The organism is Paragemmobacter straminiformis (assembly GCF_014243445.1).
GTDB lineage: Bacteria > Pseudomonadota > Alphaproteobacteria > Rhodobacterales > Rhodobacteraceae > Paragemmobacter > Paragemmobacter straminiformis.
This window is the reverse complement of sequence record NZ_JACLQD010000001.1, coordinates 781808-808490: the sequence shown is the minus strand read 5'-3', so window position 1 is coordinate 808490 and position 26683 is coordinate 781808. Positions and strand designations below refer to the sequence as shown.

General features: G+C 66.5%; 22 protein-coding genes. 14 read left to right on the top strand and 8 right to left on the bottom strand.

From position 1 onward, the window contains the following. Positions 1–2: 2 nt before the first annotated feature. Entirely contained in the window at positions 3–1781 is a 1779-nt protein-coding gene (locus H7F16_RS03750; RefSeq protein ID WP_185796190.1) for an extracellular solute-binding protein, read from the bottom strand. Positions 1782–2059: 278 nt separating this feature from the next. On the opposite strand from H7F16_RS03750, the gene H7F16_RS03745 reads away from it, so the two are divergent. From H7F16_RS03745 to H7F16_RS03720, 6 genes are all read left to right on the top strand, one after another. Further along, positions 2060–2884 (top strand): sugar phosphate isomerase/epimerase family protein, encoded by an 825-nt coding sequence (locus H7F16_RS03745; protein ID WP_185796189.1) that lies wholly within the window; start codon positions 2060–2062, stop codon positions 2882–2884. 60 nt (positions 2885–2944) lie between these two features. Then, the gene (locus tag H7F16_RS03740) at positions 2945–4231 is read left to right on the top strand and encodes an ABC transporter substrate-binding protein (RefSeq protein WP_185796188.1); all 1287 of its coding nucleotides are present in this window, start codon (positions 2945–2947) and stop codon (positions 4229–4231) included. A gap of 65 nt (positions 4232–4296) precedes the next feature. Further along, entirely contained in the window at positions 4297–5154 is an 858-nt protein-coding gene (locus tag H7F16_RS03735) for a carbohydrate ABC transporter permease (protein WP_185796187.1), read from the top strand. Further along, entirely contained in the window at positions 5151–5969 is an 819-nt protein-coding gene (locus tag H7F16_RS03730; protein ID WP_185796186.1) for a carbohydrate ABC transporter permease, read from the top strand. The genes H7F16_RS03735 and H7F16_RS03730 overlap by 4 nt, the downstream gene beginning before the upstream one ends. 37 nt (positions 5970–6006) lie before the next feature. Beyond that, the gene (locus H7F16_RS03725; RefSeq protein ID WP_206682567.1) at positions 6007–7029 is read left to right on the top strand and encodes a zinc-binding dehydrogenase; all 1023 of its coding nucleotides are present in this window, start codon (positions 6007–6009) and stop codon (positions 7027–7029) included. Between the two features lie 40 nt (positions 7030–7069). Beyond that, the gene (locus tag H7F16_RS03720) at positions 7070–8080 is read left to right on the top strand and encodes an ABC transporter ATP-binding protein (RefSeq protein WP_185796184.1); all 1011 of its coding nucleotides are present in this window, start codon (positions 7070–7072) and stop codon (positions 8078–8080) included. A 71-nt stretch (positions 8081–8151) separates the two neighbouring features. Here H7F16_RS03720 and H7F16_RS03715 read toward each other — a convergent pair whose 3' ends face one another. Continuing rightward, positions 8152–9156, bottom strand: coding sequence for a substrate-binding domain-containing protein (locus H7F16_RS03715; RefSeq protein WP_185796183.1), 1005 nt, complete (start codon positions 9154–9156; stop codon positions 8152–8154). Further along, the gene (locus H7F16_RS03710; RefSeq protein ID WP_206682566.1) at positions 9153–10541 is read right to left on the bottom strand and encodes an ROK family protein; all 1389 of its coding nucleotides are present in this window, start codon (positions 10539–10541) and stop codon (positions 9153–9155) included. Before H7F16_RS03710 ends, H7F16_RS03715 begins: the two co-directional genes overlap by 4 nt. 213 nt (positions 10542–10754) lie before the next feature. Between H7F16_RS03710 and H7F16_RS03705 the strand changes: the two genes are divergently transcribed. The 8 genes from H7F16_RS03705 to H7F16_RS03670 all read left to right on the top strand — a co-directional run bounded on the left by H7F16_RS03705 (position 10755) and on the right by H7F16_RS03670 (position 19076). Further along, entirely contained in the window at positions 10755–11576 is an 822-nt protein-coding gene (locus tag H7F16_RS03705) for a sugar phosphate isomerase/epimerase family protein (RefSeq protein WP_185796181.1), read from the top strand. A gap of 55 nt (positions 11577–11631) precedes the next feature. Continuing rightward, positions 11632–12753 carry a substrate-binding domain-containing protein gene (locus H7F16_RS03700; protein WP_185796180.1) on the top strand — a complete coding sequence of 374 codons (1122 nt, stop codon included), beginning with the start codon at positions 11632–11634 and terminating at the stop codon, positions 12751–12753. 125 nt (positions 12754–12878) lie between these two features. Next, a complete protein-coding gene (locus H7F16_RS03695) occupies positions 12879–14045 on the top strand; it encodes a levoglucosan dehydrogenase (RefSeq protein WP_185796179.1) in 1167 nt (388 codons plus the stop codon). Then, entirely contained in the window at positions 14042–15613 is a 1572-nt protein-coding gene (locus H7F16_RS03690; protein ID WP_185796178.1) for a sugar ABC transporter ATP-binding protein, read from the top strand. The genes H7F16_RS03695 and H7F16_RS03690 overlap by 4 nt, the downstream gene beginning before the upstream one ends. Next, on the top strand, positions 15606–16562 hold the full coding sequence (locus H7F16_RS03685; protein ID WP_185796177.1) for an ABC transporter permease: 957 nt from the start codon (positions 15606–15608) through the stop codon (positions 16560–16562). Before H7F16_RS03690 ends, H7F16_RS03685 begins: the two co-directional genes overlap by 8 nt. A 2-nt stretch (positions 16563–16564) precedes the next feature. Beyond that, on the top strand, positions 16565–16864 hold the full coding sequence (locus tag H7F16_RS03680) for a putative quinol monooxygenase (RefSeq protein WP_185796176.1): 300 nt from the start codon (positions 16565–16567) through the stop codon (positions 16862–16864). Then, positions 16864–17931 carry a sugar phosphate isomerase/epimerase family protein gene (locus H7F16_RS03675; RefSeq protein WP_185796175.1) on the top strand — a complete coding sequence of 356 codons (1068 nt, stop codon included), beginning with the start codon at positions 16864–16866 and terminating at the stop codon, positions 17929–17931. The genes H7F16_RS03680 and H7F16_RS03675 overlap by 1 nt, the downstream gene beginning before the upstream one ends. After that, positions 17922–19076, top strand: a complete 1155-nt coding sequence (locus tag H7F16_RS03670) for a Gfo/Idh/MocA family protein (protein ID WP_185796174.1) — start codon at positions 17922–17924, stop codon at positions 19074–19076. The genes H7F16_RS03675 and H7F16_RS03670 overlap by 10 nt, the downstream gene beginning before the upstream one ends. A gap of 68 nt (positions 19077–19144) precedes the next feature. Here the strand turns inward: H7F16_RS03670 and H7F16_RS03665 are convergent, their stop codons facing one another. The 5 genes from H7F16_RS03665 to H7F16_RS03645 all read right to left on the bottom strand — a co-directional run bounded on the left by H7F16_RS03665 (position 19145) and on the right by H7F16_RS03645 (position 26675). Next, positions 19145–20314 (bottom strand): efflux RND transporter periplasmic adaptor subunit, encoded by a 1170-nt coding sequence (locus H7F16_RS03665; protein WP_185796173.1) that lies wholly within the window; start codon positions 20312–20314, stop codon positions 19145–19147. Continuing rightward, positions 20311–22671 carry an ABC transporter permease gene (locus tag H7F16_RS03660; protein WP_194308396.1) on the bottom strand — a complete coding sequence of 787 codons (2361 nt, stop codon included), beginning with the start codon at positions 22669–22671 and terminating at the stop codon, positions 20311–20313. The genes H7F16_RS03665 and H7F16_RS03660 overlap by 4 nt, the downstream gene beginning before the upstream one ends. Continuing rightward, positions 22665–23435, bottom strand: a complete 771-nt coding sequence (locus H7F16_RS03655; RefSeq protein WP_185796172.1) for an ABC transporter ATP-binding protein — start codon at positions 23433–23435, stop codon at positions 22665–22667. The genes H7F16_RS03660 and H7F16_RS03655 overlap by 7 nt, the downstream gene beginning before the upstream one ends. Before the next feature lie 83 nt (positions 23436–23518). Beyond that, on the bottom strand, positions 23519–24487 hold the full coding sequence (locus H7F16_RS03650) for an FAD:protein FMN transferase (protein WP_185796171.1): 969 nt from the start codon (positions 24485–24487) through the stop codon (positions 23519–23521). Further along, positions 24468–26675: a PepSY domain-containing protein gene (locus H7F16_RS03645; RefSeq protein ID WP_185796170.1), complete on the bottom strand. Its 2208-nt coding sequence runs from the start codon at positions 26673–26675 to the stop codon at positions 24468–24470. The genes H7F16_RS03650 and H7F16_RS03645 overlap by 20 nt, the downstream gene beginning before the upstream one ends. Between the last annotated feature and the right edge of the window lie 8 nt (positions 26676–26683).

Sequence of the window (26683 nt, the reverse complement as noted above, 5' to 3'; positions counted from 1 at the left end):
CGCTAGGGGGAATGGCTGAACTGCGGCAGCGAAAGCGCGCGGCGCTGCGCCGTATCAAGCGCGTCGCGGGCCGTCTTGGTGCCGCTCAGGATGTCGTGGATTTCCTCGCCCGCGATCACGATCAGGTCGGAAATGCCCGGAACCGGAGGGCGCGGCCAGATCCGCAGGTAGCCTTGCCGTGCCATCTCGTCCACGGCCGAGATCATCGGCGACAGCGCGGCAACCTCGGGGTCGCGGCTGACGCTGGTGCGCGAACTCGCAAGGCTGCCATTGGCAAGGTAAAGTTTCGTGGCCGAGGCCGTGGTCAGGGTTTGCAGCGCGCGCCAGACCTCTCCGATGCGATTGGCCGCGATATTGGCGGGGATCGCAAGGGAATACCCGCCCATCGGCACGATCGGCCTGCCTTTTGGGCCGGTCGGATGCGGGGCATAGCCCGTGCGCTGATAGGCGGGCGAGGTTGCATCCGTCTCGTGGATCGGGGCCAGCAGCGAATGCGAATAGGCCATCGCGGCGCGTCCCTTGGCATAGGTGCGCGCACGGTCATACCATGCCATCTGCAATATCCCCGGCGGCGAGACCGCCAGAAGGTCCAGCAGATACTCGACGGTTTGCAAGGCCGCCTCGGACTGGAACATGGGCCGCAGGTTTTCGGGCGTTAGGGTCTTTGTGTCATAGCCGTCGGAGGTGGGCCGCAGGTCGATGACCGGCTGGCCAAAGGCGCTCATGACCATCATGAACGTGTGGCCGAGCGGGGTGCCGCGCCCGCCGTTCCAGCTGATTCCGGCGATGCCCGCCTTGGGGTCGTGCAAGCTGCGCGCGACCGCGAGCGTCTGCTCGACCGTTCGTGGCGGTTCCAGCCCGGCCGCCGCCAAAAGGTCTTTGCGATAGACCAGTATCTCGCCCGAAACCATGATCGGCACGCCGTATTGCTGGCCCTGCCAGAAGGAACTGGCCAAGGCGTCGGGGTAGATGTCGGTCTGGTCGAAGCCCGATCCCGCGACCAGCGCGTCAAGCGGCAGCAGGCGCCCCGCATCGGCCATCTCGCCGAACCACGGAAGGTCGACGGCAACGATATCGTATTGCGACACGGGCCTTTGCGCGTTGGCGATCAATTCGGCATGCAGCCTGTCGATGGAATGGGCGCGGCTTTCGATGCGCGTGCCCATGATCATCTCGAACTGGCGTTTGAGGTTGAGCATCGCCATGAATGTCGGATCGGCGTGGACCAGAACCCGCAGGCCGCGCCCAAGGCCGAGCTTGGTTTCCAGAACCGCAGGCGGGGGCAGCACCGCCGAAGGGGCCGTCCGGCGCGGCTTTGCGGGGGTCTCCTTGCCAAGCGTGCCGCGCATCAGCGCATCGCTGCGATAGGCAAACTGACGCCAGCGCGCCAGCAGCATCGCCGAAGGGTGCAGCGAATGCGACCGCCCCGAGGCGGTTCTTTCCCGCCGCACGACAAGGCCGCGCGCGTCCAGATCGTCGATGGTCCGCAGCGCTGTGCCGTAACTCAGCCCCGACGCCGCCGCGAGGGACGAGCTTGTCACAAGCTGGCCGTCGAAATGGCTGGCGATCAGATGCAGGATCATCCGCATCTCGCGCTGGCTGCCCGCAGGCCCAAGCAGCGTTTCGGCCCCGTCATAGATTTGCGCGACGAAATCGACGAAGCGCACCTGTTCGTCGCGGATGGTCCTTTGGTCGGCCGCGGCCCCGTCGCCGCGTTCATAGGGCCCTTCGGGGCGTTCGCGGTCGCTGTCGCGGGGGGTCTTGCTGGCCGGTTCAGTCAATCGTGCGCGCCCCTGCAAAGGTCGGCAGCCGGTCCGGCCTGCCCGGGCGGGGTGCTGTCCGCCATCTAAGCGATTGCGGGGCAGGGCGTCCAGACGTCCGTTTTGGACAGGGCGCGCGGACTTGTCCAATTTGGACATCTTAGCCGGTTACGACACCCGTCCAGCTTGGATAGGGTCTGTCCGTGGCCTGCAAATCCATTGGGCCCGCAGAGGAAAGGCGCGGTCTCTTGCCCGTGCCGGTGGGTCTGCAAAGGCGGAACACAGCTTGGGAGGGCGCGATGAAACTGGCATTCAACACATGGGTCTATTCCGGTTTTCCGGTCTGGGTGCCCTCGTATCCGTTGGAAGAGGCCATCAAGCGTCTTGCCCGCATCGGCTATGACGGGATCGAGATCGGGGCGGCCGCGCCCCATGCCTTTCCCGATTATCTGGGGGCGGAACGGCGCAAGGAAATCCGCCGCGTTCTCGACGGCGAAGGGATTGCGGTGTCGAGCATGCTGCCCGCCCCCGGTGGCGGCGCGGGCTATAACGTGGCCTCGCCCGATGCGGCGGAACGGGCGGCCGCCATCGACATGTACAAGAAGGTGACCGACCTTTGCGCCGAATGGGGCGCGCCGACACTGCTTTATGTCGCCGGTTGGCAGGTGTTCGGAACAGCGCGGCCGCAAGCGCTCGACTGGACGGCCGCCGCCTTGGCCGAGGTGGCCGACCATGCCGCCGGAGCGGGTGTTGCCGTTGCGGTCGAACCCACCTCGGCCGACAGCAATCTGATCGACTCATGCGATGATGTCATCGCGCTGATGGACAGGGTCGACCGTCCCAATGTGGGGGCGATGTTCGATACCTACCACACGCTTTACCGCAACGAGGTGCCGACGGATTACGTCTACCGTCTCGGCAAGCGGCTCAGGCATATCCACCTTGCCGATGTGAACCGCGACGCGCCGGGCAGCGGGGTCGTGGATTACGTGTCGCTGGTGCAGGCGCTGCGCGACACGGGCTATGACGGCTATCTGGCGATGGAAATCGGCTTCAACCGCCGCAACGTCGAGCCGGACGATCTGGCCCGCCGCGCCCATGCCTATCTGAAGTCCATTCTCTGAGCCCCCGCGCCAGCCCCGCATCAGGGGCGGCGGGTCATTTTCAAACCGGGAGGAACGACAATGAAACGAACCCTTTGGGGCGTGCCGATGGCGCTTGTCATCGCAACACAGGCCGCAGCGCAGGACAGCGTCGTGGTGACGCAGTGGGACCAGTTCGCGCAAAGCGGCATCACCGCCGCCGGACCTGCGATGGACGAGCTGATCGCCACCTGCAAACCGGCGCTGAACGGGGCCGAGGTGCTGCGCACCATAGCCCCCTCGATCGGCATCCGCGACAGCTACCGTCTGGCCGTTTCGGCGGGCAAGACGCCCGATCTTGCCTATACCTGGCCCGCCGCATCGGTCCTGTCGGGCTATGCACGGGTCGGCGCGCTTGCGCCGCTTGACGACTATTACGCCAAATACGGCTGGGATCAGGTCAACGAATTCTACAAGGGCCGCAACTCCTATGACGGCAAGGTCTATGGCTTGCCGATGGAGCAGGACCTGATGGGGGTCTATTTCAACAAGGACCTCTTTGCCGAGAACGGCCTGAGCGTGCCCAAGACCTATGCCGAATTCCAGACACTGGTCGAGACGCTCAAGGCGGACGGGATCATCCCCGTGGCCTTCGGCAACCGCGACCGCTGGCCTGCGACCAACACCTTCAGCCTGATCCTTGGCCTGACCGCCGGGCGCGCGCTCGAGGAAAAGGTGTTCTTCGGCGACGAGCCATGGACCAACCCCGCCTTCGTGCAGGCCGCGCAGACCTTTCAGGACTGGGCCAAGGCCGACACTTTCCCGCGCGGGTTCAACGGCGTCGGCTATGACGAGGCGAACGCCCTGTTCCTGTCGGGCCGTGCGGCGATGACGATCACCGGCACGTGGGTGCTGCAAGACATGATCCGTGGCGCGAAATTCGACATGGGCGTGTTCATGCTGCCCCCCTTGGCCGAGGGTGTCGCACCCGGCACGATGTGGGGCGAGGGGTCGCAGTGGCAATTGTCTGCAACCGCGTCGCCGGCCGTGCGTGATGCGGCGGCGGCCTATCTTGATTGCCTCGTCTCGCCCGAAAGCCGGCAGGTCTGGGTGCAAAAGGGCTACACCGTGCCGATCGGCACGACGCCCGAGGAACTGGCCAAGTGGGGCGCCGACCCCGTGGTCCAGGAGTTCTTCACCGCCGGCCTCGCCACGCCGGATACCAACTTCTACGACCTGCATACGACCCTGCCCGAAAGCGTGACGCAGGTTCTTTACCCCGAGCTTCAGCGCCTTGTCGGTGGCGAGGTCACGGCCGAGGAGTTCCTGCAATCCATGCAGGCCGCGTGGGAGACCGCAGGCACCAACGGCGAGCGCTGGCTTCCCTGAACCCGTCGCGGCGGGTCGCAGCCTGCGACCCGCCCACCCCCTGCCCAAAGGAAAGATCCCGCCCCATGTCCTCGCGCCCTGCCTATCTTTTCCTGCTGCCGGCGCTGTTGCTTTACGGGGCCTTCGTGGTTCTGCCGATCCTTCAGGTGACCGCCTATTCGTTCTTTTCATGGGATAACGGCATCGCGCAGGATTTCGTCGGCCTTGATAACTATGCCCGTCTCGGATCGGACGGGGTGTTCTGGGCGGCGCTGGGCCATAACGCCATCTGGGTCGTTCTGACGCTGGCCTTTCCGCTGCTGGCGGGCCTGCTGCTGGCCGCGATTCTGGCCGAGCGCAGCCCGCGCACCATCCAGATGATGAGCGCCATCTACTTCCTGCCCCGCACCATCCCGCTGGTCGTGGCGGGCATCATCTGGGGATGGATCTACAATCCGCTGTTCGGACTGCTCAACTACAGCCTCGACATGCTGGGACTGGGCAACCTTGCGGGCGCCTGGCTCGCCGAGGAAGGCACCGCGCTTGTCTCGCTCAACGTGGTGGGGGCCTGGACCTTCTTCGGCTTCTGCGTGGTGATCTACCTTGGTGCCATCCAGTCGATCGACCCCTCGCTTTACGAGGCCGCCGATGTCGACGGTGCGCCGTGGTGGCGCAAGTTCCGCGACATCACCGTGCCGCTGCTGAAGAATTCGACGCTGTTCCTCGGGCTTTATGCCGCAATCGAGGCGATGCGTTTCTTCGACCTGATCTGGGTCACCACGCAGGGCGGCCCCGGCTATGCCACCGAGGTGCTGACCACCCATGTCTACAAGACCTTCTTCCTTGTCGGGGACTACGGCTACGCCTCGGTCCTGTCTGTCGTCCTTCTGGCCATCGTGCTGAGCCTGAGCGCGCTTGCCTTCCGGCTTCTGAGGGTAAAATGAACCGCTTCACCAGACATTCGCAAACCGTCGTCCTTGCCGTCTTCGCGCTTTACGCCCTTGCGCCCGTCTATCTTGTGCTGCTGGCGTCGATGCGCAGCGAGGCTGATCTGTTCAACGGTCCGCTCAGCCTGCCCTGGCCCATCGAGACGGCGAATTACCTGCGCGTCTGGACCGAGAGCGGCTTTTCGACCTTCTTCTGGAACTCGCTCAAGATTTCCGTGGCGGTCACCGTGCTTGTCCTGCTGACCGCGCCGCTTGCAGGCTATGCCTTTGCCAAGATGCAGTTCCGCGGCCGCGAGGCGCTGTTCGCGCTGTTCCTTGCCGGGCTTGTCGTGCCGGCCCCTTCGGTGATCGTGGCGCTTTACGGCAACCTTCAGGCGCTGGGGCTGATCGACACGCATATCGGTGTGATCCTGCCGCAGGCGGCGCTGCTGATGCCCTTTTCGGTCTTCATGATGCGGACCGTCATGCAAGAGGTCCCCGACGAGTTGATCGAGGCCTCGACGATGGATGGCGCATCGCCGCTTTACGGCTTTCTGACGGTGGTGGTGCCGCTGGCGCGTCCGGGCCTGATGTCCTTGACGCTGATCGTGTTCCTGTTCTCGTGGCAGGAATATCTGCTGCCGCTGGTCGTGCTGCAAACCGAGACGCTGAAAACCATCACCGTCGGCGCGGCAAGCCTTCAGGGACGCTACGGCGTCGATTACGGCGGGATCGCCGCCGCCGGTCTGATCGCCTTTGCCCCGCTGGTCGTCCTTTTCCTTGCAATGCAGCGTTCGTTCGTGCGCGGCCTGTCGGCCGGCGCAGTCAAGTGACCCCCTTCAAAAGGATCGAGGCCCCAGAATGTCAAAGATGACAGCCGTTTTCCTGCCCGGCAACAAGCAGGTCGAAGTCCGCGCCGTGCCGGTGCCCGAGATCGGCCCCGACGAGGTGCTTGTCGAGATCAAGGCCTCGTGCATCTGCCGCAGCGACCTGAGCCTGTATTACGGCAATGCGGTGATTTCGGGCGGCGATTCCAACCAGTTCGTCTGCGGGCACGAACCGGCGGGCGTGGTCGTCAGGGTCGGCGAGGCGGTGACCGAATTTGCCGAAGGCGATGATGTCGCGGTCTATCTTGGCGTGGGGTGCGGTGTTTGCCACCATTGCCGGACAGGGCATTTCTACCTTTGCGCCAAGTGGAAATGCCTTGGCTTCACGATGGACGGCGGCAATGCGGAATTCCTGCGGGTTCCGGCGCGCAACCTGCTCAGAACCCCCAAGGGCATGTCGCATCTTGCCGCCGCCATCTCGACCGATGCCTTCGGCACGCTGTTTTCGGCCGCGCGCAAGCTGGGCGTTAACGGGCTGTCGCGCATCGGCATCTGGGGAATGGGGCCGATGGGCGCGGCAGGCACGCTTGCCGCCAAGGCGATGGGCGGGCGGGTCGTCGCACTTGATCCGATCGCGGAACGGCGGGACTTTGCGCGGTCGCTCGGGGCCGACCTTGTGCTTGATCCGCGCGATGCTTCGGCGGCCGACCAGATCAGGGAATTCGCCGGAGGCGAGGGGCTGACCGGTGCCGTCGACTGTTCGGGCCAGAGTGTCGCGCATAACATGGCGCTCGATGCGCTTGCCCCGATGGGCAAGCTGGCGCTGGTGGGCGAGGCGGCCTCGACCACGATCAAGCCCAGCGACCAGTTGATCCGCAAGCAGGTGACGGTCTTCGGGTCTTGGTATTTCGGCATCGACGAATATGCCGACATCCTGCGGCTGATCGAGACCCACGCCATCGACCTCGAGCGTCTGGCCACCCACACCTTTGCCCTGCACGAGGCCGAAACCGCCTTTCGCATGTTCGACGCCCGCGAGACCGAGAAAGCGGTGTTCGTGCGCTAGGGCGCGCGACCCCGTCCCCATCCAGCCCCACGGAGCACCCATGTCCGACATCACCATCACCAACCTGCGCAAGAGCTTTGGCCCTGTGGACGTCCTCAAGGGCATTGATTTGCAGATAAAATCCGGCGAGTTCGTCGTTTTCGTCGGCCCTTCGGGCTGCGGCAAGTCGACCCTGCTGCGCTCGATCGCGGGGCTCGAGGCCGTGACCTCGGGCAGCATCGCCATCGACGGGCAGGTGGTGAACGACATGCCGCCATCGCAGCGCAGGATTGCGATGGTGTTCCAGACCTACGCGCTTTACCCGCATATGACGGTGGCCGAAAACATGGCCTATGCCCTGCGGATCGCCAAGATGCCAAAGGCGGCGCGTGACAGTGCCGTCGCCGCCGCGGCCGAGACGCTGCACCTTGGCCCCTATCTGCAACGCAAGCCCAAGGACCTGTCGGGCGGCCAGCGCCAGCGCGTGGCCATCGGGCGGGCCATCGTGCGCAATCCCAAGGTGTTCCTGTTCGACGAACCGCTGTCGAACCTCGATGCGGCGCTGCGCCTGAAGATGCGGATCGAGATTTCCCGCCTTGGCGCCTCGCTGCCCGATACGACGATGATCTATGTCACCCATGATCAGGTCGAGGCGATGACGATGGCCGACCGTATCGTGGTGCTGAAAGACGGCGAGGTGCAGCAGGTCGGCACCCCGATGGAGCTTTACAACGCCCCGCAATCGCTTTTCGTGGCGCAGTTCATCGGCTCACCCAAGATGAACATCCTGACGGGGGCAAAGGCCGCGTCCTTTCCTGCGCATTATGTCGGCGTGCGGCCCGAACATCTGGAGCTTGCCGGGAACGGGGGCGGCGCATGGACGGGCACCGCCGTCCATTCGGAAAGTCTGGGGGCAGACAGTTTCGTCTATCTCGACATCGGCGAGGACGAATTGCTGACCGTCCGCTTGCCCGGCACGGCCCATGTGCCTGCGGGAACCACGCTGTCCGTCTCGCCCAAGGCGCGGCATTACCACCTTTTCGACCCCGAAGGGCGGGCCATCGCGGCCTAGCGGCGGGCCACCGGCGCCGACCGCCGCCGCCGCCACCCGATGCCGCCACCCGATGCCGCCACCCGATGCCGCTAGCGGGCCAGTCCCAACAGGCGCAACACCTCTTTGGGGGCGGGTTGGCGCCAGACGGTCTGGAAGCTTTCCACCACATTCCCCGCCGTGACCGCTATTCCCGGCAGGGCGACCCATGCCGGAACCGGACGCCCGAGCAGCGTCAGGATGACCGTCTGCGCCGTGGCGACGCCCTGCTGGAACGGTTGCTGCGCGGCGATGCACAGGAAAGAGCCGCCCTTTGCCAGTTCGATGGCGGCATCTTCGCCAAGGTCGACCGTCACCATCGGCAGCGCCAGCCCGCGCGTGGCCAGATGCCGCGCGACACCAAGCGCGGGCGTGTCCCAGACGACGAAGAAACCGGCAAGCCCGGGGTTTTCCTGCGCCATGCGTTCGGCCAGCATGGCGGCTTCGTCGATCCGGCCAAAGCGGGCGCTGTGCAGATGCACGTCGGGCCGGTGGGTTTGCAGCCATTTGCCAAAGGCGATCTCGCGTTCGTTGGTGGCGAAGAAATCGGCGGCGAAGCCCAGCACCCCCACATGCGCGCCCTGCGCCAGATGCGGCGCAAGACCCATCGCCGCGATCTTGCCCAGACCGAAATTGTCAGCCGAGACCAGCGCCGTGTAATGCGTGCCCGGCAAAAGACCGGTCGGCGCGTTGTCAAGCAGGACCAGCTTTATTCCCGCCGCGGTGACGCGGGCATGGGCGGCGGCGACCTGCTCGTTCGCCACGGGCAGCGAGACGATGGCATCGGGGCGCTGCGCGATCAGCCGGTCCAGTTCGGCCTCTTGCCGCGCGGGCGAAAAGCCGCAGTCCACCACATCGATCACCGCAGCCCCGCAATCGCCGAAAATGCCGACCATTCCGGCCAGTTGCTGCTTGGCCCAGTCGCTTTCCAGCGTATGCAGCACCACCGCGATCCGCCATGCGGCGGCCTTGGCCGCGGTGCGGTCATCGGGAAGCAAGGTCACGCGCTCGGGCGGGGCCGCACGTTCGCCATGCGGGCCAAGTCCGGAAATCGTCATTTCGGATGATCCTTTCCTTGCGGCGGCGCAGGAGGCATCGGGGGGATGGCGGGTGGCGGCGGCGGCGGCGCGGTCTTGAGCCGCGACAGAAGTGCCGCAAACTCGGGATGCGCCTGCGGGCTGCCCTGCAACACCCATTCTTTCAGGAAATGCGGCGCGAACAACGCCTCTGACGCCACGCGGGCCGCCCCGACCAGACCGGCCGAGCTGCCCATCTGCGACCGGATGATCCGCAGATCGCGCGTGACGAGCGGGTGCGAGGCGCCATAGACCGCCTCGCGCACGGCGGCCAGCAGCGTGTCGTTGGTCTGCACGATAGAGCCGGACAGCACGATCAGGTCGGGGTTCAGGGCATTGGCCAGCGTGGCCACGACCTGCCCGATCAGATGGCCCGATGTCGCAAGGATCGCGGCCGAGGCGGCATCGCCCATCTGGGCGGCCTGCGATACCTCGATCGCGGTGACTTCGCCGCCCCGCCGCAGGATATCGGCAAGCAGCGGGCTGCGGCCTTCGGTGGCCGCCATCATGCCCTCGCGCTGGATCATGTCCGATCCCGCCATCGCGTCGAGCGATCCGGTCTGCCCGCCCGATGTGACCGGAAGCGAGCCGATCAGCCCCGCCGCCCCCTGCGCGCCGCGATAGAGCTGGCCGTCGCACACGATTCCCGCGCCGATGCGCCGCCCGATCTTGACGAAAAGCATGGTGCGCCGGCCCAGCCCCGCGCCCGCGTGCAATTCGCCCATCGTCATGGTCTCGACGCTCGACCGCATCCAGACCGGCACGGCAAAGCTGCGGGTCAGGGTTTCGACAAGGGGAAAACCCTCCCATGTCGGCAGGACGGGCGGTGTGGTGGCAAGAAAAGCGCCGTCCTGCGCGCTTTGTACGGCACCCGGCACGGAAAGCGAAATGCCCCAGACACCGGCGGGCGTGGCGTGGCGGTCGAGCGACCAGCGGAACAGCGCGGCCAGACGGTCGGTCAACTGGTCCGGCGGCCCCGTCAGGTCTGCCGCCTCGTGATGTTCGGTCAGCAGGTTGCCCGACAGGTCGGCCACGCCGACCCCGATTGCCGTCTGGTCAAGCGTGGCGACAAGGATGGCGGCACGCCGCGCCGCAAAGCGCACCAGTCGCGGCGCGCGCCCGCCCGTCGCGGTGCCAAGCTCGCTTTCATCGACAAGGCCAAGATCGCCCAGCAGGGCCAGACGGTCCGCCACGATGGCGCGGCCAAGCGCGCTGGCGCGTTCCAGTTCCTGCCGCGTGGTCGCGGTCTCGCTGCGGACGAGGTTGAGCAGATCGACCAGCGACGGCGCAGCCGTTTCTGCGGTGCGGGGACGCCCCTTGCCGCGATGGCTGTGTGATTCGGTCTGGTGGATCGCTGAGTCGGGCAAAAACGGCATCCTGCTGGCGTGAGACAGGGATACGAAGGCGGCTTTCGTCGATCAAGAAAAAACTTTTGCTGAAAAAATGCAGAAGTGGCAAAACATATGCAGAAATAATGTTGACCAAGCGCAAATCTGCGCTTAGGCCAATGGTGCGGCCAGAGGAGGTCCGCACCGCCAGACGGCCAGGACCCGGATGGCAAAGACAGGGAGGGATCGACGATGGTGCAGTGGAAACTGGCCTATCACGCCAATTGCTGGGGTGGACTTGGTGGCGACGCGGTCGGCGTCACATCGATCACCCAGCTGCGCTACCGCACGTTCGGCGACATGGACCGCGCGTTCGCGGACATTGCCGCGGCGGGCTACGCGGGGGTCGAACTCTTTGACGGCAACCTGCTCGACCATAGTGCTGCGGCGATGCGCAAGCTGCTGGCAGACAGCGGGCTTGACCTTGTCGCCACCTATGCGGGCGGCAATTTCATCTTCGACGACATCCTGCCCGAAGAACTGGCCCGCGTGACCCGTGCGGCGGAACGCGCCGCCGAACTGGGCGCACCGCATCTGGTGGTGGGCGGCGGGGCCAAGCGGTTCGACGGCACCCGCGAGCCGGATTTCCACAAGCTCGGCGCGGCGCTGGACCGTGTGAAGGACATCGCCGACGGAATGGGCCTGCGCGCGCATTACCATCCGCACCTGTCCACCATCGTCGAAGGCCCGGCCGAAGTGGCCAAGATCTTCGATCTGACCGCCATCGATTTCTGCCCCGACACGGCGCATCTGGCCGCCGCAGGGGGCGACCCCGCGCAGCTGGTCCGCGACCATGCGAAGCGGATCACCTACGTCCACCTCAAGGGGTTCCAGCGCGACCCCTTTGCCTTCACCCCGCTTGACCGTGGCGATGTCCCCACGGGGCCGATCCTTCAGGCGCTGAAGGATGTGGGCTTTGCAGGCTGGGTCTGCACCGAACTCGACGCATGGCCCGACCCCGCCGAAGGGGCGCGGCTGAGCATGGACTACCTGAACCGGGCCATCGCGGGCTGATCCGCGCGTCCGTCACCGGGGATCGACCCCGCAACTTCTCTGGGAGGAAGAAGACATGTTGACCAGAAGAACCCTTATGTGTTCCGCGACCGCCTTGGCCTTTGCCATCGGCCTTGGCGCTCCGGCCTTTGCCGGACCGGACGAGGCGCTTGCCAAGTTGCAGGAAACCGTCCTGTCCAAAGGGCCGAGCGGTGAAGATCCGTCGCCCGCATCCGACGTGGTGCTGAGCGATGAGGAGCTTGCCAAGATCAAGGAGATGGGGGCCACGGCGGCCATCGTCATGCATTACGGCGGCAACGACTGGAGCCGCGCGCAGATCAACGGGCTGCAAACCCAGTTCGACGCGATGGGGATCAAGGTGATCGCCGTGACCGATGCGGGCTTCAAGCCCGAAAAGCAGGTCAGCGATCTTGAAACCATCATGGCGCAGTCGCCCGACATCATCGTGTCGATCCCGACCGACCCGACCGCCACCGCCGCCGCCTACCGCGCCGCGCATGAGGCGGGGGCAAAGCTCGTGTTCATGGACAACGTGCCGGCCGGTTTCGTGGCGGGCACCGACTATGTGTCGGTCGTCTCGGCCGACAACTACGGAAACGGCGTCGCCGCGGCCCATCTGATGGCCAAGGCGCTGGGGCCGGACGGGGGCGAGATCGGTCTGGTGTTCCACGCCGCCGACTTCTTCGTGACCAAGCAGCGTTATGACGCCTTCAAGGCCACCATCGCCAGCGACTACCCCAACATCAAGATCGTGGACGAGCAGGGCATCGGCGGGCCGGATTTTTCGGGTGATGCCGAAAAGGCGGCGGGCGCGATGCTGACCGCAAACCCGAACATCAAGGGCATCTGGGCCGTCTGGGACGTTCCGGCCGAAGGCGTGATGGCCGCCGCACGGGCCAACGGGCGCGATGATCTGGTCATCACCACCGTCGACCTTGGGGAAAACGTGGCGATCAGCATGGCACAGGGCGGCTTCATCAAGGGTCTGGGCGCGCAACGCCCCTATGACGCCGGCGTGGTCGAGGCGAAGCTTGCGGGCTATGCGCTGCTCGACAAGGCGGCTCCGGCCTTTGTGGCCCTGCCCGCGCTGCCCGTTTCCCAGGGCAATCTGCTCGAGGCGTGGAAGCAGGTCTATTCGACCGAAGCGACCGAGAACGTGAAATCCTCGATGCAGTAAAGCTTGCCGCGCGGGGGCTCCCATGGCCCCGCGCGTCAACCGGGCCTTCGGGGTGGCGACAGCTCCCCGCCCGCGAAGGCCCGCTCCCTTCCGACACCCGCCTCCTTCAACACCGGAGACCGACAATGACCAAAGTGATGAATGTTGCCATGATCGGCGGCGGGTTCATGGGCAAGGCGCATGCCATGGCCTATGCCTCGATGCCCATGTTCTTCTGGCCCGCCCCGGCGATCCCGCACCGCAAGGTGGTGGTCGATATCACCGACGGAGCCGCCGAAGAGGCCCGCCGCCGCTTCGGTTTTGACGAGGCGTCGAGCGATTGGCGGTCCGTGGTGGCGCGGCCCGATATCGACGTGGTCGATATCTGCACGCCGAACAATGTCCATGCCGAAATCGCGATTGCCGCGGCCAAGGCGGGCAAGCACATCATCTGCGAAAAGCCGCTGGCGCGGACGGTCGAGGAAGCCCGCGCGATGACCGAGGCGGCAAAGGCCGCAGGGATCATCCACATGGTCGCTTTCAACTACCGCCGCACGCCTGCCGTGGCGCTGGCCAAGAAATACATCGACGAAGGCCGCATCGGCCGCATCCTGAACTTTCGCGGAACCTATCTTCAGGACTGGTCGGCCGATGAAAACGGCCCGCTGTCGTGGCGCTTCCAGAAAAAGATCGCAGGCTCGGGGACTGTGGGCGATATCGGCACCCATGTGGTCGATCTTGCGCATTACCTTGTCGGCCCGATTGCCGAGGTGATCGCCATGACCAAGACCTATGTCACCACGCGCCCGATGCAGCAGGGCGGGGTCGACAAGCTGGGCGCATCCGAGAAATCGGCCCATGCCGAGCGTGCGCCCGTCGATGTGGATGACGAGGTGGTGTCGATGTTGCGTTTCGGCAATGGCGCCATCGGCAGCCTTGAGGCGACGCGCAACGCTTGGGGGCGCAACAACTTCATCACGCTGGAAATCCACGGCACCAAAGGGTCGATCCATTTCAACTATGAACGCCGCGACGAATTGCAGGTGATGTTCGCGGATGATCCCGCCGATGCGCGCGGCTTCCGCACCGTCTATACCGGACCCGCCCATCCCTATGGCGGCGGTCTCTGGCCCATTCCGGGGTTGGGGATCGGCTATTCCGAGACGAAGATCGTGGAATGCTTCGACCTGTTCAATGCCATCGCCACCGGAAAGCAGCCCAGCCCGAATTTCGAAGACGGTCTGCTGACCGAACTCGTGGCCGATGCCATGCTGCGGTCGGGTGAAAGCGGCAAGTGGGAGCGCGTGGAATGACCGCCCCCGCCCCGGTTGCCGTGCGTATGACGGGGATTTCCAAGTCGTTCGGCGGCATCCGTGCCCTCGACAACGTGGATTTCGAGGTTCTCGCAGGCGAGGTCCATGCCCTTCTCGGCGGCAACGGGGCGGGCAAGTCCACCATCCTCAAGGTGCTGAACGGCGTTCACGTGCCGGAAGAGGGAAACATCGTCGTGGGGGGCCAACCCTTGGCCGCCCACACGCCCGAAGCGGCGCGGGCGGCGGGCATTGCCATGAACTTTCAGGAAATGTCGCTGATCCCCACGCTGACCGTGGCGCAGAACATCTTCCTCACACGCGAGGCGCGGGACGCGCGCGGCATGATCGACGACGCCGATTCCATCCGCCGCGCGCAGGCGATCTTCGATATGCTGCAAGTGCAGGTCGACCCCGTCGCACTGGTGGGCGATCTGGGCGCGGGCCAGAAACAGCTGACCGAGATTGCCAAGGCCATAAGCCAGAAGGCGCGGGTGCTGATCCTTGACGAGCCTTCGACCGCGCTTTCGGTGTCGGATGTGGAACGGCTCTTCGTCTTTCTGCGACAGTTGAAAGCCGAGGGCGTGGCGATCATCTACGTCAGCCACCGCATGGACGAAATCGCCCGCATCGCCGACCGCGCCACGATCCTGCGCGATGGCAAGCATGTCATCACCGCGCCGCTGGCCGATCTGCCCATCGACGTGATGATCGAACATATCGTGGGCAAAAAGTCGAAAGGGCTGGCCGATGTGGCCCGTGGCGATGCCACGCGGGGCGAGGTGCTGCTTGAGCTTTCGGCCGTGACCGGACCGCACAAGCCCGAAGAGGTGAGCTTTGCCCTGCATCGGGGCGAGGTGCTGGGTCTGGCCGGATTGCTTGGCTCGGGGCGGTCGGCGCTGGCGCGGGTCATCGCGGGGATCGAGCCTGCCATCGCGGGCGAGATCCGCATCAAGGGCCAAAAGGTGGCGATCCGCCGCCCCGCCGACGCCATTGCCAAGGGTATCGCGCTGGTGCCCGAGGCGCGGGCGACCCAAGGCATCATTCCGGCGCATAGCGTTGCGGATAACATGGTGATGGCGGTGGTGGGCCGCATCTCGCCGCGCGGGTTCGTAGACCGCGCCCGCGTCCGCGCCATCACCGACGACATGATCCAGCGGCTTTCGGTCAAGACGGCAAGCCGCGACCATGCGGTGTCGACCCTGTCGGGCGGCAACCAGCAAAAGGTGGTCATCGGCAAATGGCTCGCGACCGAGCCCGAGATATTGATCCTCGATGAACCCACGGCGGGCATCGACATCGGGTCCAAGGCGGAAATCATCCGTCTGGTGCGCGACCTTGCCCGGTCGGGCAAGGGTGTCATCGTCATCTCGTCCGAACTGTCGGAACTGCTGACAGCCTGTGACCGCATCCTCGTGATGGCCGACGGGCGGGCGCATCAGATGCTCGACCGTGCCGAGTTGGACGATCCGTCCGAGACGAACCCCGAACACGCGCTGCAAGCCGCCGAGCGGCGCTTGCAGGTGGAAATCCAGAAAGCCCTGAGCATCAAGGAGGCCGAGCATGGCTAAGGCAGCAACCGCCCCCGCCGGGGCATTCTTCGCCAATTGGCGGCAGAACATCATCTACATCGGCTTTGCGGTGATCTTTGTGGTCTTTGCATTGACGCTGAATGACAAAGGGTTCCTGAACCCCAACAACCTGCTCAACATCGTGCGCCAGACGGCGATGATCGCGGTGATGGCGGTGGCCATGACCTTCGTGCTGTCGGCGGGCGAGATCGACCTGTCGGTGGGTGCTGTCGCGGGGCTTGCCACGGTGACTGTGGCGATGGCGATTGCGGTGGCGGGACCCTTTGGCGGTATTCTTGCCGGATTGGCGACGGGCCTTGCCGTGGGGGTGTTCAACGGCTGGCTGACGACAAGGATCGGCATTCCGTCATTCCTGACCACGCTTGCCATGATGGGCATCGCCAAGGGTGTGGCCATGTGGATTTCCGACACGGCGGCCGTGCCCATCCTGTCGCCGTCCTATTCCTGGGTCTTCGGTGGCGGTTCCATCGGCAAGGTTCCGGTGCTGATGTTCTGGATGGCGGTCATCGCGGGTGTGGGCCATGTCGCGCTGCGCCGTTCGGGCTTTGGCCGCAGGGTTCTGGCGACAGGCGGCGGCGAGACGGCGGCGCGCTATTCCGGCATCGACACGGCGGCGATCAAGTTCCGCGTGCTGGTCCTGTCGTCCTGTGCGGCCTCGCTTGCGGGGATGCTTTACGCGGGGCGTCTGCAATCGGGGCGCTTCCAGCTTGGCGAAGGCGACGAGCTTTCGGTCATCGCGGCGGCTGTCCTTGGCGGGACCAGCCTGTTCGGCGGCAAGGGAACGGTCGTCGGCACCATCGTCGGCGCGCTGATGATCGGGCTTATCAACAACGGGCTGATCCTGATGGGTCTGGAATTCAGCCAGCAGCTTATCGCGCGGGGCGGGATCATCATCCTTGCCGTCGCGCTCAGCCAGAAGAAGCGCTGACCATGTACACGATCATCGGAACCGTCACCGCCCGTCCCGAGACACGCGACGAGCTTGTGACCCTGCTTTTGGCGCAGGTCGCGCCCACGCGGGCCGAGGCGGGCTGCATCGACTACGATTTCCACGTCGATGCCGCCGATCCCTGCGTCTTTGTGTTCTATGAAAACTGGACCAGCCGCGCCGCGCTGGACGCGCATCTGGCGATGCCGCATCTGCAACCGCTGTTCTCGCAGCTTGACCGGCTTCTGGCCTGTCCGGTCGATATCCGCCCCCTGACCATGCTGTCGGAACGGGCCGCGTGATGGCGGGGGCGATCAAGGGGCCGGGCATCTTCCTTGCCCAATTCGCGGGCGACGATGCGCCCTTTCACAGCTTGCCAAGCATCACCCGATGGGCGGCGGGGCTGGGCTACAGGGCCGTGCAGATACCGACATGGGACCGCAGGCTTTTCGATCTGGACCGCTGCGCCGAAAGCCAGACCTATGCCGACGAGGTGCTTGGCATCTGCGCCGAGGCGGGGGTCGCCATCTCCGAGCTTTCTACCCATCTGCAAGGCCAGCTTGTCGCCGTGAATCCGGCCTATGACACGGCCTTCGATGCCTTCGCCCCTGAAGCCCTGCGCGGCAGGCCCGCAGCGCGGCAGGCCTGGGCGGTGGATCAGGTGACCAAGGCCGCCACGGCGGCGCGGCGGCTGGGGCTTGCGGGAACGGTCAGCTTCACCGGATCGCTGGCCTTTCCCTATCTTTACCCCTGGCCGCAGCGTCCCGCCGGACTGGTCGAGACCGCCTTTGCCGAACTTGCCCGCCGCTGGGGGCCGATCCTGAACGCCTATGACGAAAACGGCATCGACATCGGCTTCGAACTGCATCCCGGCGAGGATGTCTTTGACGGCGCAAGCTGGGAGCGGTTCCTTTCGGCTGTCGCCGAACACCCCCGCGCGCGCATCAATTACGACCCGTCGCACTTTCTGTTGCAGGCGATGGATTATCTGGCCTTCATCGACCTTTACCACGACCGCATCTCGGCCTTTCACGTCAAGGATGCCGAATTCCGGCCCGATGGCCGGCAGGGAGTCTATTCGGGCTACTCGCCCTGGGCCGAACGGGCGGGGCGGTTCCGCAGCCTTGGCGACGGGCAGGTGGATTTCGGGGCGGTGTTTTCAAAGCTGACGCAGCACGGCTATCGCGGCTGGGCGGTTGTCGAGTGGGAGTGTTTCCTCAAATCTCCGGCGCAGGGCGCAGCCGAAGGCGCGCCCTTCGTGCAGCGCCACCTGATCGAGGTGACGCAACAGGCCTTTGACGACTTTGCCCAAGGCAAAGCCGATCCGGCAGCCCTGCGGGCCATGTTGGGACTAGCGGAATGCGTTTGAAACTTGGAATGGTCGGCGGCGGGCAGGGGGCCTTTATCGGCGGGCTGCACCGCATCGCGGCGCGGCTTGACGGGCAGTGGGAACTTGTCGCGGGGGCCCTGTCCTCTGACCCGATCCGCGCCGTGCTTTCGGCCCATACCCTCGGGATCGCGGCCGAGCGCAGCTATGCCAGCTATGCCGCGATGGCCACCGCAGAGGCGGCGCGCGCCGATGGCATCGACGCGGTCGCCATCGTCACCCCGAACCATCTGCACGCCCCCGTCGCCACGGCATTCCTGCACGCGGGCATTCCGGTGATCTGCGACAAGCCGATGACCCGCACCGCAGCCGAGGCCGAGGCCCTTGCCGCCCTTGTCGCGGAAACCGGCGTGCCCTTCATCCTGACCCAGACCTACACGGGCTATGCCATGGTCCGCGAGGCACGCGCCCTTGTCGCGCGCGGGGCCATCGGGCCGGTCCGGCATGTGCAGGTCGAATATCTGCAAGACTGGCTTGCGTCTCCGGTCGAGGCCACGGGCCAGAAACAGGCCCTCTGGCGGACCGATCCGGCCATGTCGGGCGATGGCGGCTGCATTGCCGACATCGGAACGCATGCGCTCAACCTTGCCACTTTCGTCAGCGGTCTGGCCCCCGTGGCGGTGCTGGCCGATCTGACGGCCTTCGGGCCGGGCCGTCGGCTCGACGACAACGCCGCCGTCATGCTGCGCTTCGATCAGGGGGCCAAGGGGATGATCTGGGCAACCCAGATCGCGCCGGGCACCAAGAACGCGCTGCGCCTGCGCATCGTCGGCGCGGCGGGCGGCCTGTCGTGGGATCAGGAACACCCAGACGATCTGTCCTTTACCCCCTTGGGCGAGCCGACGCGGCTGCTGCGGCGGGGTGGCGAGACCGTCTTGACGCCAAGCCGCACTCCGGCAGGGCATCCCGAAGGCTATCTCGACGCCTTTGCAACGCTTTACGCCGATGCGGCCCAAGCGGTGCGCGCATATCGCAGCAGGCAGGCGGGTGATCTGCCCGCCGATCTGCCCGGCAGCGCGGAAGGTGTTTCGGGAATGCGCTTTGTCGCAGCCTGCGTCGCGTCAAGCCGCAAGGGCGGCGTCTGGGTCGATCTGGACGGGCAATCCTGTCGGGCCGGAGCGGCCTGACATCCTGCCCCCCGCCGCGCCCCGACCGACCGCCTTGCCCGACCATTGCGGGCGCCGGTTCGGCCGGTTCACGGCGCAATCCGCGCGCCCTCGCTGATCGCGTCTGCGGGGTGCAGGATGACCCTGTCCCCTTCTCCAAGCCCGTCGCGCACCTCGGCCAGATCGTCGTTTCTTAGCCCCAGCGAAACGCGGTGCAACGCGGCCCTGCCGCCCTCGGCGGTATAGACGGCCCAATCACCCCCCAAACGGAACAGGGCGGCAATCGGCACCGTGACGATGCCCTTGGCCTGCCCGACCGTGATCCGGGCCGTGACCCCGAAGCCGTGGCCAAGCGCGGGCGGAGGAGCCTCGCGCAGGGACAGCCGCACCTCGACCCGCTGCTCTTCGATTCCCAGCGCGGAAACCCGCGTCGCAGCGCTCGGCTCGATCCGGTCGACACGCGCGGCAAGATCGGCACCCCCCCAGCCCGTAACGGTCGCCTCGGCCCCTTCGACGATGCCCACCGCGTCGCGCGACAGGACATGCGCGACGATCCCGAGGTCTTCGAGATTGCCAAGCTCCATGATCGGGGTTCCGGCCTGCACCACCTGCGCATCCTCGGTCACGACCCGCAGGATGCTGCCGCCAACGGGTGCCGCGACCCCGATGCAGCAGGCGGCCGCAGGGTCGGCCGCACTGTCAAGCATGGCCCTCGCGCTTTGCAATTCCTGTTCGCGCACGGACAGGTTGGCACCTGCGCTTGCGGCATTCGCCGTGGCCGTGCGTTCGGCAAGTATGGCGTCATCCAGCAGCCTTTGCGACAGGGTGGCGCGGTCAAAAAGGGCGCGGGCGCGATCTGCTTCGGTCCTTGCAAAGTCGCGCATGGCTTCGGCCTGCACCAGCTGGCTACGGGCAAGGTCGACCGCAGCGGCGGCGGCGGCGGCCGTCGCCTCGGCCACGGCACGGGCGCGCGAGTCGAGCAGCGCCGGTGAGACAGGCCCGATCTGCGCGACGCTCTGCCCCGCCTCGACGCGGTCGCCGGGGTGAAGGGTGATGCGCTGCAACAGCCCCGTGATCGGGGCCGAGACGATCACCACTTCGCGGATGCGCGCTTCGCCCTCGGCCTCGATGCTGACGGTCAGGTCGCCGCGCGTCACGCGCGCCGTCTCGACGGCGACGGGTGCGGGACGAAACACCCAGACAAGCAGCGCAAGGGCTGCGACGATGGCTCCGGCGGTCATCAGGTGGCGCATGGTCATTCCCTCGTCTTCAGGACGGCGATCAGGTCGAGCCGGTCGATCCGGCCACGGATCGCGATGGCCGAAAGGATGGCGGCGGCGATCACGATCAGGCTTGCGGTGGCATAGACTTCGCGTCCCATGATGAAGGGAACGCGGTAGAGATCGGACGAGAACGCCGCAACCATCGCCCGCCCGATGCCGTGGCCGATCAGCCAACCCAAGGGTTGTGCCAGCAGGACCACCACCGCCAGTTCCAGCAATATGACCCCCGAGACCTCGGCCCGCGTGAAGCCCAGCACCCGAAGGCTGGCCAGTTCGCGCCCCTGTTCGGAAAGCGCGATGCGCGAGAAGTTGTAGACCACGCCGAATGCGATGATCGCGGCCAGCGTGACATAGACCGAAACCATCAGGGTGATGTTCTCGGCCAGCGTCGCGCGGAAGCGCGAGACGGTCAGGGCGGTCACGTTCAGGAACCCCGTCCCCGGTGCGGCGGCGGCGGCGGCAAAGAATTCACGCTCTTGCGCCGCGTCCAGCAGAAGGTTCGCGCCCGAAATCGCGGGGCCTTCGCCCGATGCCGTTCCAAGCGCGCCGATCTCCATCGCGGCACCAAGGCCCACATAGCCAAGCGAGATGCCGCTGATGGGCAGGTCGACCACCCGTCGCCGGCCTTCGAGGAATTCGACCTGCACAAGATCGCCGGGCCGCAGCGCCAAGGCCTCGGCCAGCGCCTCGCTTGCAACCAGTCCGGCCCCGGGCATGGGCATGGGGCGCAGGTCGGGCGAAAGCGACCGCGACAGTCTGGCATCGGCGGGCCGCCCCTCGATCGCCAGACGCTTCGACCTTGTGGCATGCGTCAGCTTGGCCGGGATCGCGCGGAAGGGTTCGGCGGCCATCACGCCCGGCATGTGGCGGACGTTGTCAAGGGCGCGCAAGGGTTCGGGTGCGGCAAAGACCATCTTCACGTCCTGCCGTTCGGCAAGGCGGAAGGTGACGCGGATCATGTGATCTATCGACCCGAAGGACCAGAGCGATGCCACAAGGATGGCAACAGCCATCGCCATTCCGAACACGCTCGACGCCGTGCGGAACGGCCAGTGCAACAGGTGGCGCAGCACCATGCGCCGGGTTTGCCGCATCGGGAAGATCCCCGCCATCCCGCCCGCGCCGCGCCTGAAATCGGCAGGCGCGGGCGGGGCCATCGCCAGGGCCGGCGGCAGGGACAGAACGGCGCGCAGCGATTGCAGCGCGCCCGCCATCGCCGCGACCGCGGTGACAAGGGCTGCCAGCCCGTAAACCCGCACATCGGCCCCGAACACGAGGAACGGGAACGAGAAGAACCTTGCGTAAAGCTGCGCCAGACCCGCACCCAGCCACGCCCCGGCCACGAAACCCGCAAGAATGCCGCCAAGGGCGATCATCAGCACGAATTCCAGATAATGCTGCGCGATCTGGACGGGCCTGTATCCCAGCGCCTTCAAAAGACCGATCTGTTCGCGCTCCAGCGTGATCAGCCGCGACAGCGTCATATGCACCAGCATCGCCGCCACAAGCAGGAAGATCGGCGGCAGAACCTTGACCATCGCGCCGAGTTGCCTGAGTTCGGCATCGAGAAAGGCGTGCGAGGTCTGCATGCTGCGCCCCGTCGCCCCGCCGCCGCCATAGCGCGCGGTAAGCCGGTCGAGTGCCGCGATGACACGGCTTTCGGGCACACCGGGTGCCAGCCGCAGGACGACGTTCGAAAAGGCCCCTTCAAGGTCGAAGGCCCGCTCGAGGGCAGGGCGCGTCATCCAGACCACGCCGAAGCGGCGCGGATCGGGCATCATTTCGCCCGGCCCGAGCGCATAGATGAACTCGGGCGACAGGGCGATGCCCGTGACCGTCAGATCGCGCCTTTTGCCGTTCATCACGACCCCGAGCCGCGATCCCTGATGGAAGCCATGCGCGGTTGCGAAATCTTGCGACACGACGGCCTCGTCCGCGGTTCCGGATTGCGCAAGCCGCCCCTCGCGCAGATGCAGGCGGTTCAGCCCGCCCGCCTGCGGCACCGTCACAAGAAGCACCGAGGCCGGTTCGGTCATGCCCTCGATCTCGGGGCGCGCAAGCTTGACGATGCGCGGCTCTGCCTGAACCACGCCCTCGATCGCCCGGATGTCATCGACCAATGCGAGCGGCGCGCGCACGACATCGCTGGACAGGTCGGCAAAGCGGTAATCGGCGTAGTAGCGGTCGCGGGTATCGGAAAGCGCCCGATGCGCCCCGTCTCCGAGGATGAGCGTGGCCACCCCGGCGGCCAGCACCAGCGCGATGGCCAGAGCCTGTCCCCACAAGCGCCGCAGATCGCGCAGGGCCTTGCGGCGAAGGGGCGGGATCACCATGACACCTGATCCGGTCGTTTGCGTGTGGCATTGCTCACCTCCTCGACGATCCGCCCGTCGGCGAAACGCAAGGTCCGGTCCGCGATCTGCTGGATGGCGGCATTGTGGGTGATGATCAGCGTCGTGGCACCTGTGGACCGGTTCGCTTCGGCCAGCGCCTCCAGAACCAGCACCCCTGTCGCGCTGTCCAGCGCGCCCGTCGGCTCGTCGCAGAACAAAAGGCCGGGGCGTTTTGCGATGGCGCGGGCGATTGCGACGCGCTGCTGCTCTCCGCCCGAAAGCTGTGCGGGAAAATGGGCACTGCGCGACGACAGCCCCACGATTGCCAATGCCTCTTCGGGCGTCATCGGATTGGCCGCGATTTCGGTCACGAGGGCGACATTCTCAAGCGCGGTCAGGCTGGGGACAAGGTTGTAGAACTGAAAGACGAACCCCACGTGATCGCGCCGGTAGCCCGTGAGTGCCTGATCGTTGAACGTCGTGATGTCCTGCCCCTGAAACAGGACCGAGCCGGATGTGGCGCGGTCGATTCCGCCAAGGATGTTCAGAAAGGTGGACTTTCCCGAACCTGACGGGCCAAGGACCACGATGAATTCGCCGCGCCGCGCGGTGAAATCGACATGGCGCAGCGCCTGCACCTCGGCAGGGCCGTTGCGGTAGGTCTTGGTCAGACCCCGCGCTTCGATGATCGCCTCCCCCGCCGCCACGGCATACCCCGCCCAGTGTCGTTCATCCGACGATAGGCCCAGTTGGAGATGCGGCATTGATGCAAGTCAATGGACCCGTCACCAGACGCCCGCACGAGACACCCGCAGAGGGCGCAGCACCCCACGGGGTGCAAGCTACGTCAACCGGCGCTTCTGTCCGAAAACAGGCCCGTGCCGCAGGTCTTGTCCCCGCGCCCGAGGAAAAGCGCGCTGATGCCTTGCGCCGTGGCAAGGCGCGGTCCGGCAGCCATGCCCCGCACCATGAGCGCCGTGGCCATCGCATCCGCCATCATGCAGGACTGGCCCAGCACGGTGACCGAGGCGGGGGCGTCTACGACAGGCGCGCGGGTGACGGGGTTCATCGTGTGCGACAGGCGCTTGTCGCGAAGCGTCAGGAAATGCCGGTAGTCGCCCGAGGTGGCAACCGATGCGTTTTCAAGCGAGATGACCGAATGGCCCCCGCGCGCGGCGCTGTCCGGATCGTCGATCCCGACCGGCCAGGGCGTGCCATCGGCCCGCGCCCCCACGGCACGGACTTCGCCGTCTATCGCGCAAAGCGCATGGGCGATGCCCCGCGCGATCACGGTTTCGGCCAGAAGGTCGACGCCATATCCCTTGGCGATACCCGACAGGTCGAGAGACAGCGGCGCGGTCTTGCGGGCAAGACCGGCGGAAAGGTCGATGTCCAAAGCCTGCAACGCCGATACGCGCGGCGCGGCACTGGCGGCCTTGATCGCGGAAAGGTCGATCTCGGCAGAGCCGAAGCCCCAGGCGCGGACCGCATCCCCCAGGTTCATCTCGAATGCGCCGCCCGTCATCGCGGTCGCAGCCAGCCCCGCCTCGAGCACCTTGAGCAGATGGCGCGGCAGGGCCAGCCACTGGCCGACCGGTGCCGCGTTGAACCGCATCAGCGCCGAGTCGGACTTCCACGTCGACATCTGGAGATCGACCTCGTCCACGGCACGTTGCAGATCGTCCTGCAAGGCGGCGCGGGCTGGGGCGGCGCGGGCTGGGGCGGCGAGCGGTGCATCGACCAGAACGCTCCATTCGGTGCCCATCGTCGCCCCGCCAAGGCGCAGCACCGCAGGGTCAGTAGCTGTCTTCGGCATATCGGCCTCCGGCTTTCAGGCTGCTCGGGGAAACTCCGGCGGGTGCCAAAATCTCGGCCAGTGTTTCGCGCACGCCCTGCGCCATTTCGCGCCCGCCACAGACCATGATGCGCCCGCCCTTTGAGACAAGCTCGCGGATCCGCTCGGCATCGGTGCGCAGACGGTCCTGCACATACTGGCGCGCGGCCGAGCGCGAAAAGGCGGTCGAGAGCGTGGCAAGATGGCCCGAGGCAGACCAGCCGTCGAGTTCGTCGGCGTAAAGGAAATCGGCCTGCGGATGGCGCGCGCCGAACCAAAGGTGGATCGGGCGGCGGCGGGCATTGGCGCGGATCATGCCCGCAAGCGGCCCGATGCCGGTGCCCGCCCCCACAAGCAACAGCGGCGCATCGCTGCGGTCGGGCCGGAAACCGGGGTTCGACTTGACGAAGGCCCGCACCGCCTGACCGGGCGCAAGGTCGAGCAACAGGCCCGAGCAAAGGCCGCCGGGATGCTTGCGCACGACGATCTCGACGAAATCGTCCTGCACCCCCGAGGCCAGCGAGTAGTAGCGCGGCACGGTGCTGCCTTCGGGCACGATGCCCAAAAGGTCGCCGGGCTGGAACCGTCCAAGGCCACGGCCCAGCAGGCGGTCGATGACCGACGCGCGCGGAAGGGCGAAGCGCAGGATGGCGGTGGGGGCCTGCACGGCCTCGCCATAGTCGCGGCGCGACACAAGGGCGAGCGGCAGTGTCCGCGGCGGTTCGGGCTGGTGGATCACCGAAAGCGGGGTGCCGATCGCATCGCCAAGGGCGGCGCACCAGCGGGCAAAGGCTTGCGCGGATTGCCGGTCGATCCGGTCGAGGGCAAGAAGCATCTGCCATCCGGCGGCGCGGGCGGCGGCGTCGATGTCTTCGGCAAAGCCGCAGAAGACGGGGAAACTGCGGTCCCCGAACCCGAGGACGGCAAGCGGGGCCGTCGGATGGGGCGCTGCCTCGGCGATCAGGCCAAGCGCGCTGCGGGCTGACGCGGGGGCATCGCCGTCGCCCCATGTGGCCGCCATGACGACGATGCGTTCGGCTGCGGCGTAGCTGGCCGGTGCATAGGACGAGAGCGGGGCAAGGTGGACGCTGCCGCCGGCCTTTTGCAAGGCTTGGCCCAGCGCCTTGGCGAAACCCCAGGTGCTGCCGCCCTCGCTTGCGACAAGGATCACGGTTTCCGCCTTGTCGGCGCGGGCCATGCCTGCAAGCGCGGGCCGGTTCCGGCGGTTGCGCAGCCAGACCAGCGTGCCGGTCACGGCAAGGACAGGGGCCGCAAGGGTCAGAAGGCCAAGCAGCATCCCCCAGAGGGCCGCGCCCTCGCCGGTGTGCAGCAGATAGATCCATTCGCCGACCCGCGCCCAGGGGCCATTCGGCGCCCAGTCCAGAAGCGCGCCGCTGCCCTGATCGACAAAACCCGACCCCTGCGCGGTGGTCAGCGCAAAGGCGTCGGTCGCGTCGCCGGCATAGGGAAAGGTCAGGTCGCGCAATTCGGCGACCGGAACCGAGGACAGCGCCGGCATCGCAGCCGGAGACAGGCCCATTTGTCCACTGACCTGCGCCGGAAAGGCGGGGTTTGCCTCGTCCGCGGGAAGCATGTCGAAGGTCGCGGCGGTCATCCACAGGGCCGTGAGCGCCGAAAGCGTCAGCGTGGCGACCGCAGCCCGCGCCAACTCGCCATGCCAACGGCCGGCCGCGGGGCCGCGCATCGGCGCGAACCAGCGGCGCCAGCCGCCCTGACGGCGGGCGATCAGCACGCAGCCCGAAGCCGAAAGCACCAGCATGGCAAGGGCGCCTGCGGCCGTCGTCCAGCGCCCCGCGTCCCCCAGCAGAAGCGCGCGGTGGAAATCGGTCAACCATGTCTTCAGCGCCGAGGGGTCTGCCGTCCCCGCATCCTGCCCCGTTGCCGGGTCGATCACCGCTGACCCCGGCGTATCGCCGACGAACCAATAGGCGGTGATCCGGCCCGAAGGGGCGCGGCGGATCTGTTCCACGGTCGGGTGGGTTGCCAGAACCTTGGCGGCAAGGTCCGCGACGGTCTGGCCCGTGACGGCGGCAGGTGCGGATATTGCCTCCACCGCCGGAAAGACCGACAGCGCCACGCCGCTGAGCGACAGGGCAAGCACAAGGACGGCGGCCAGAAGGCCGGGCCAGCGGTGGAGGGAGCGGAGCATGATCGGTC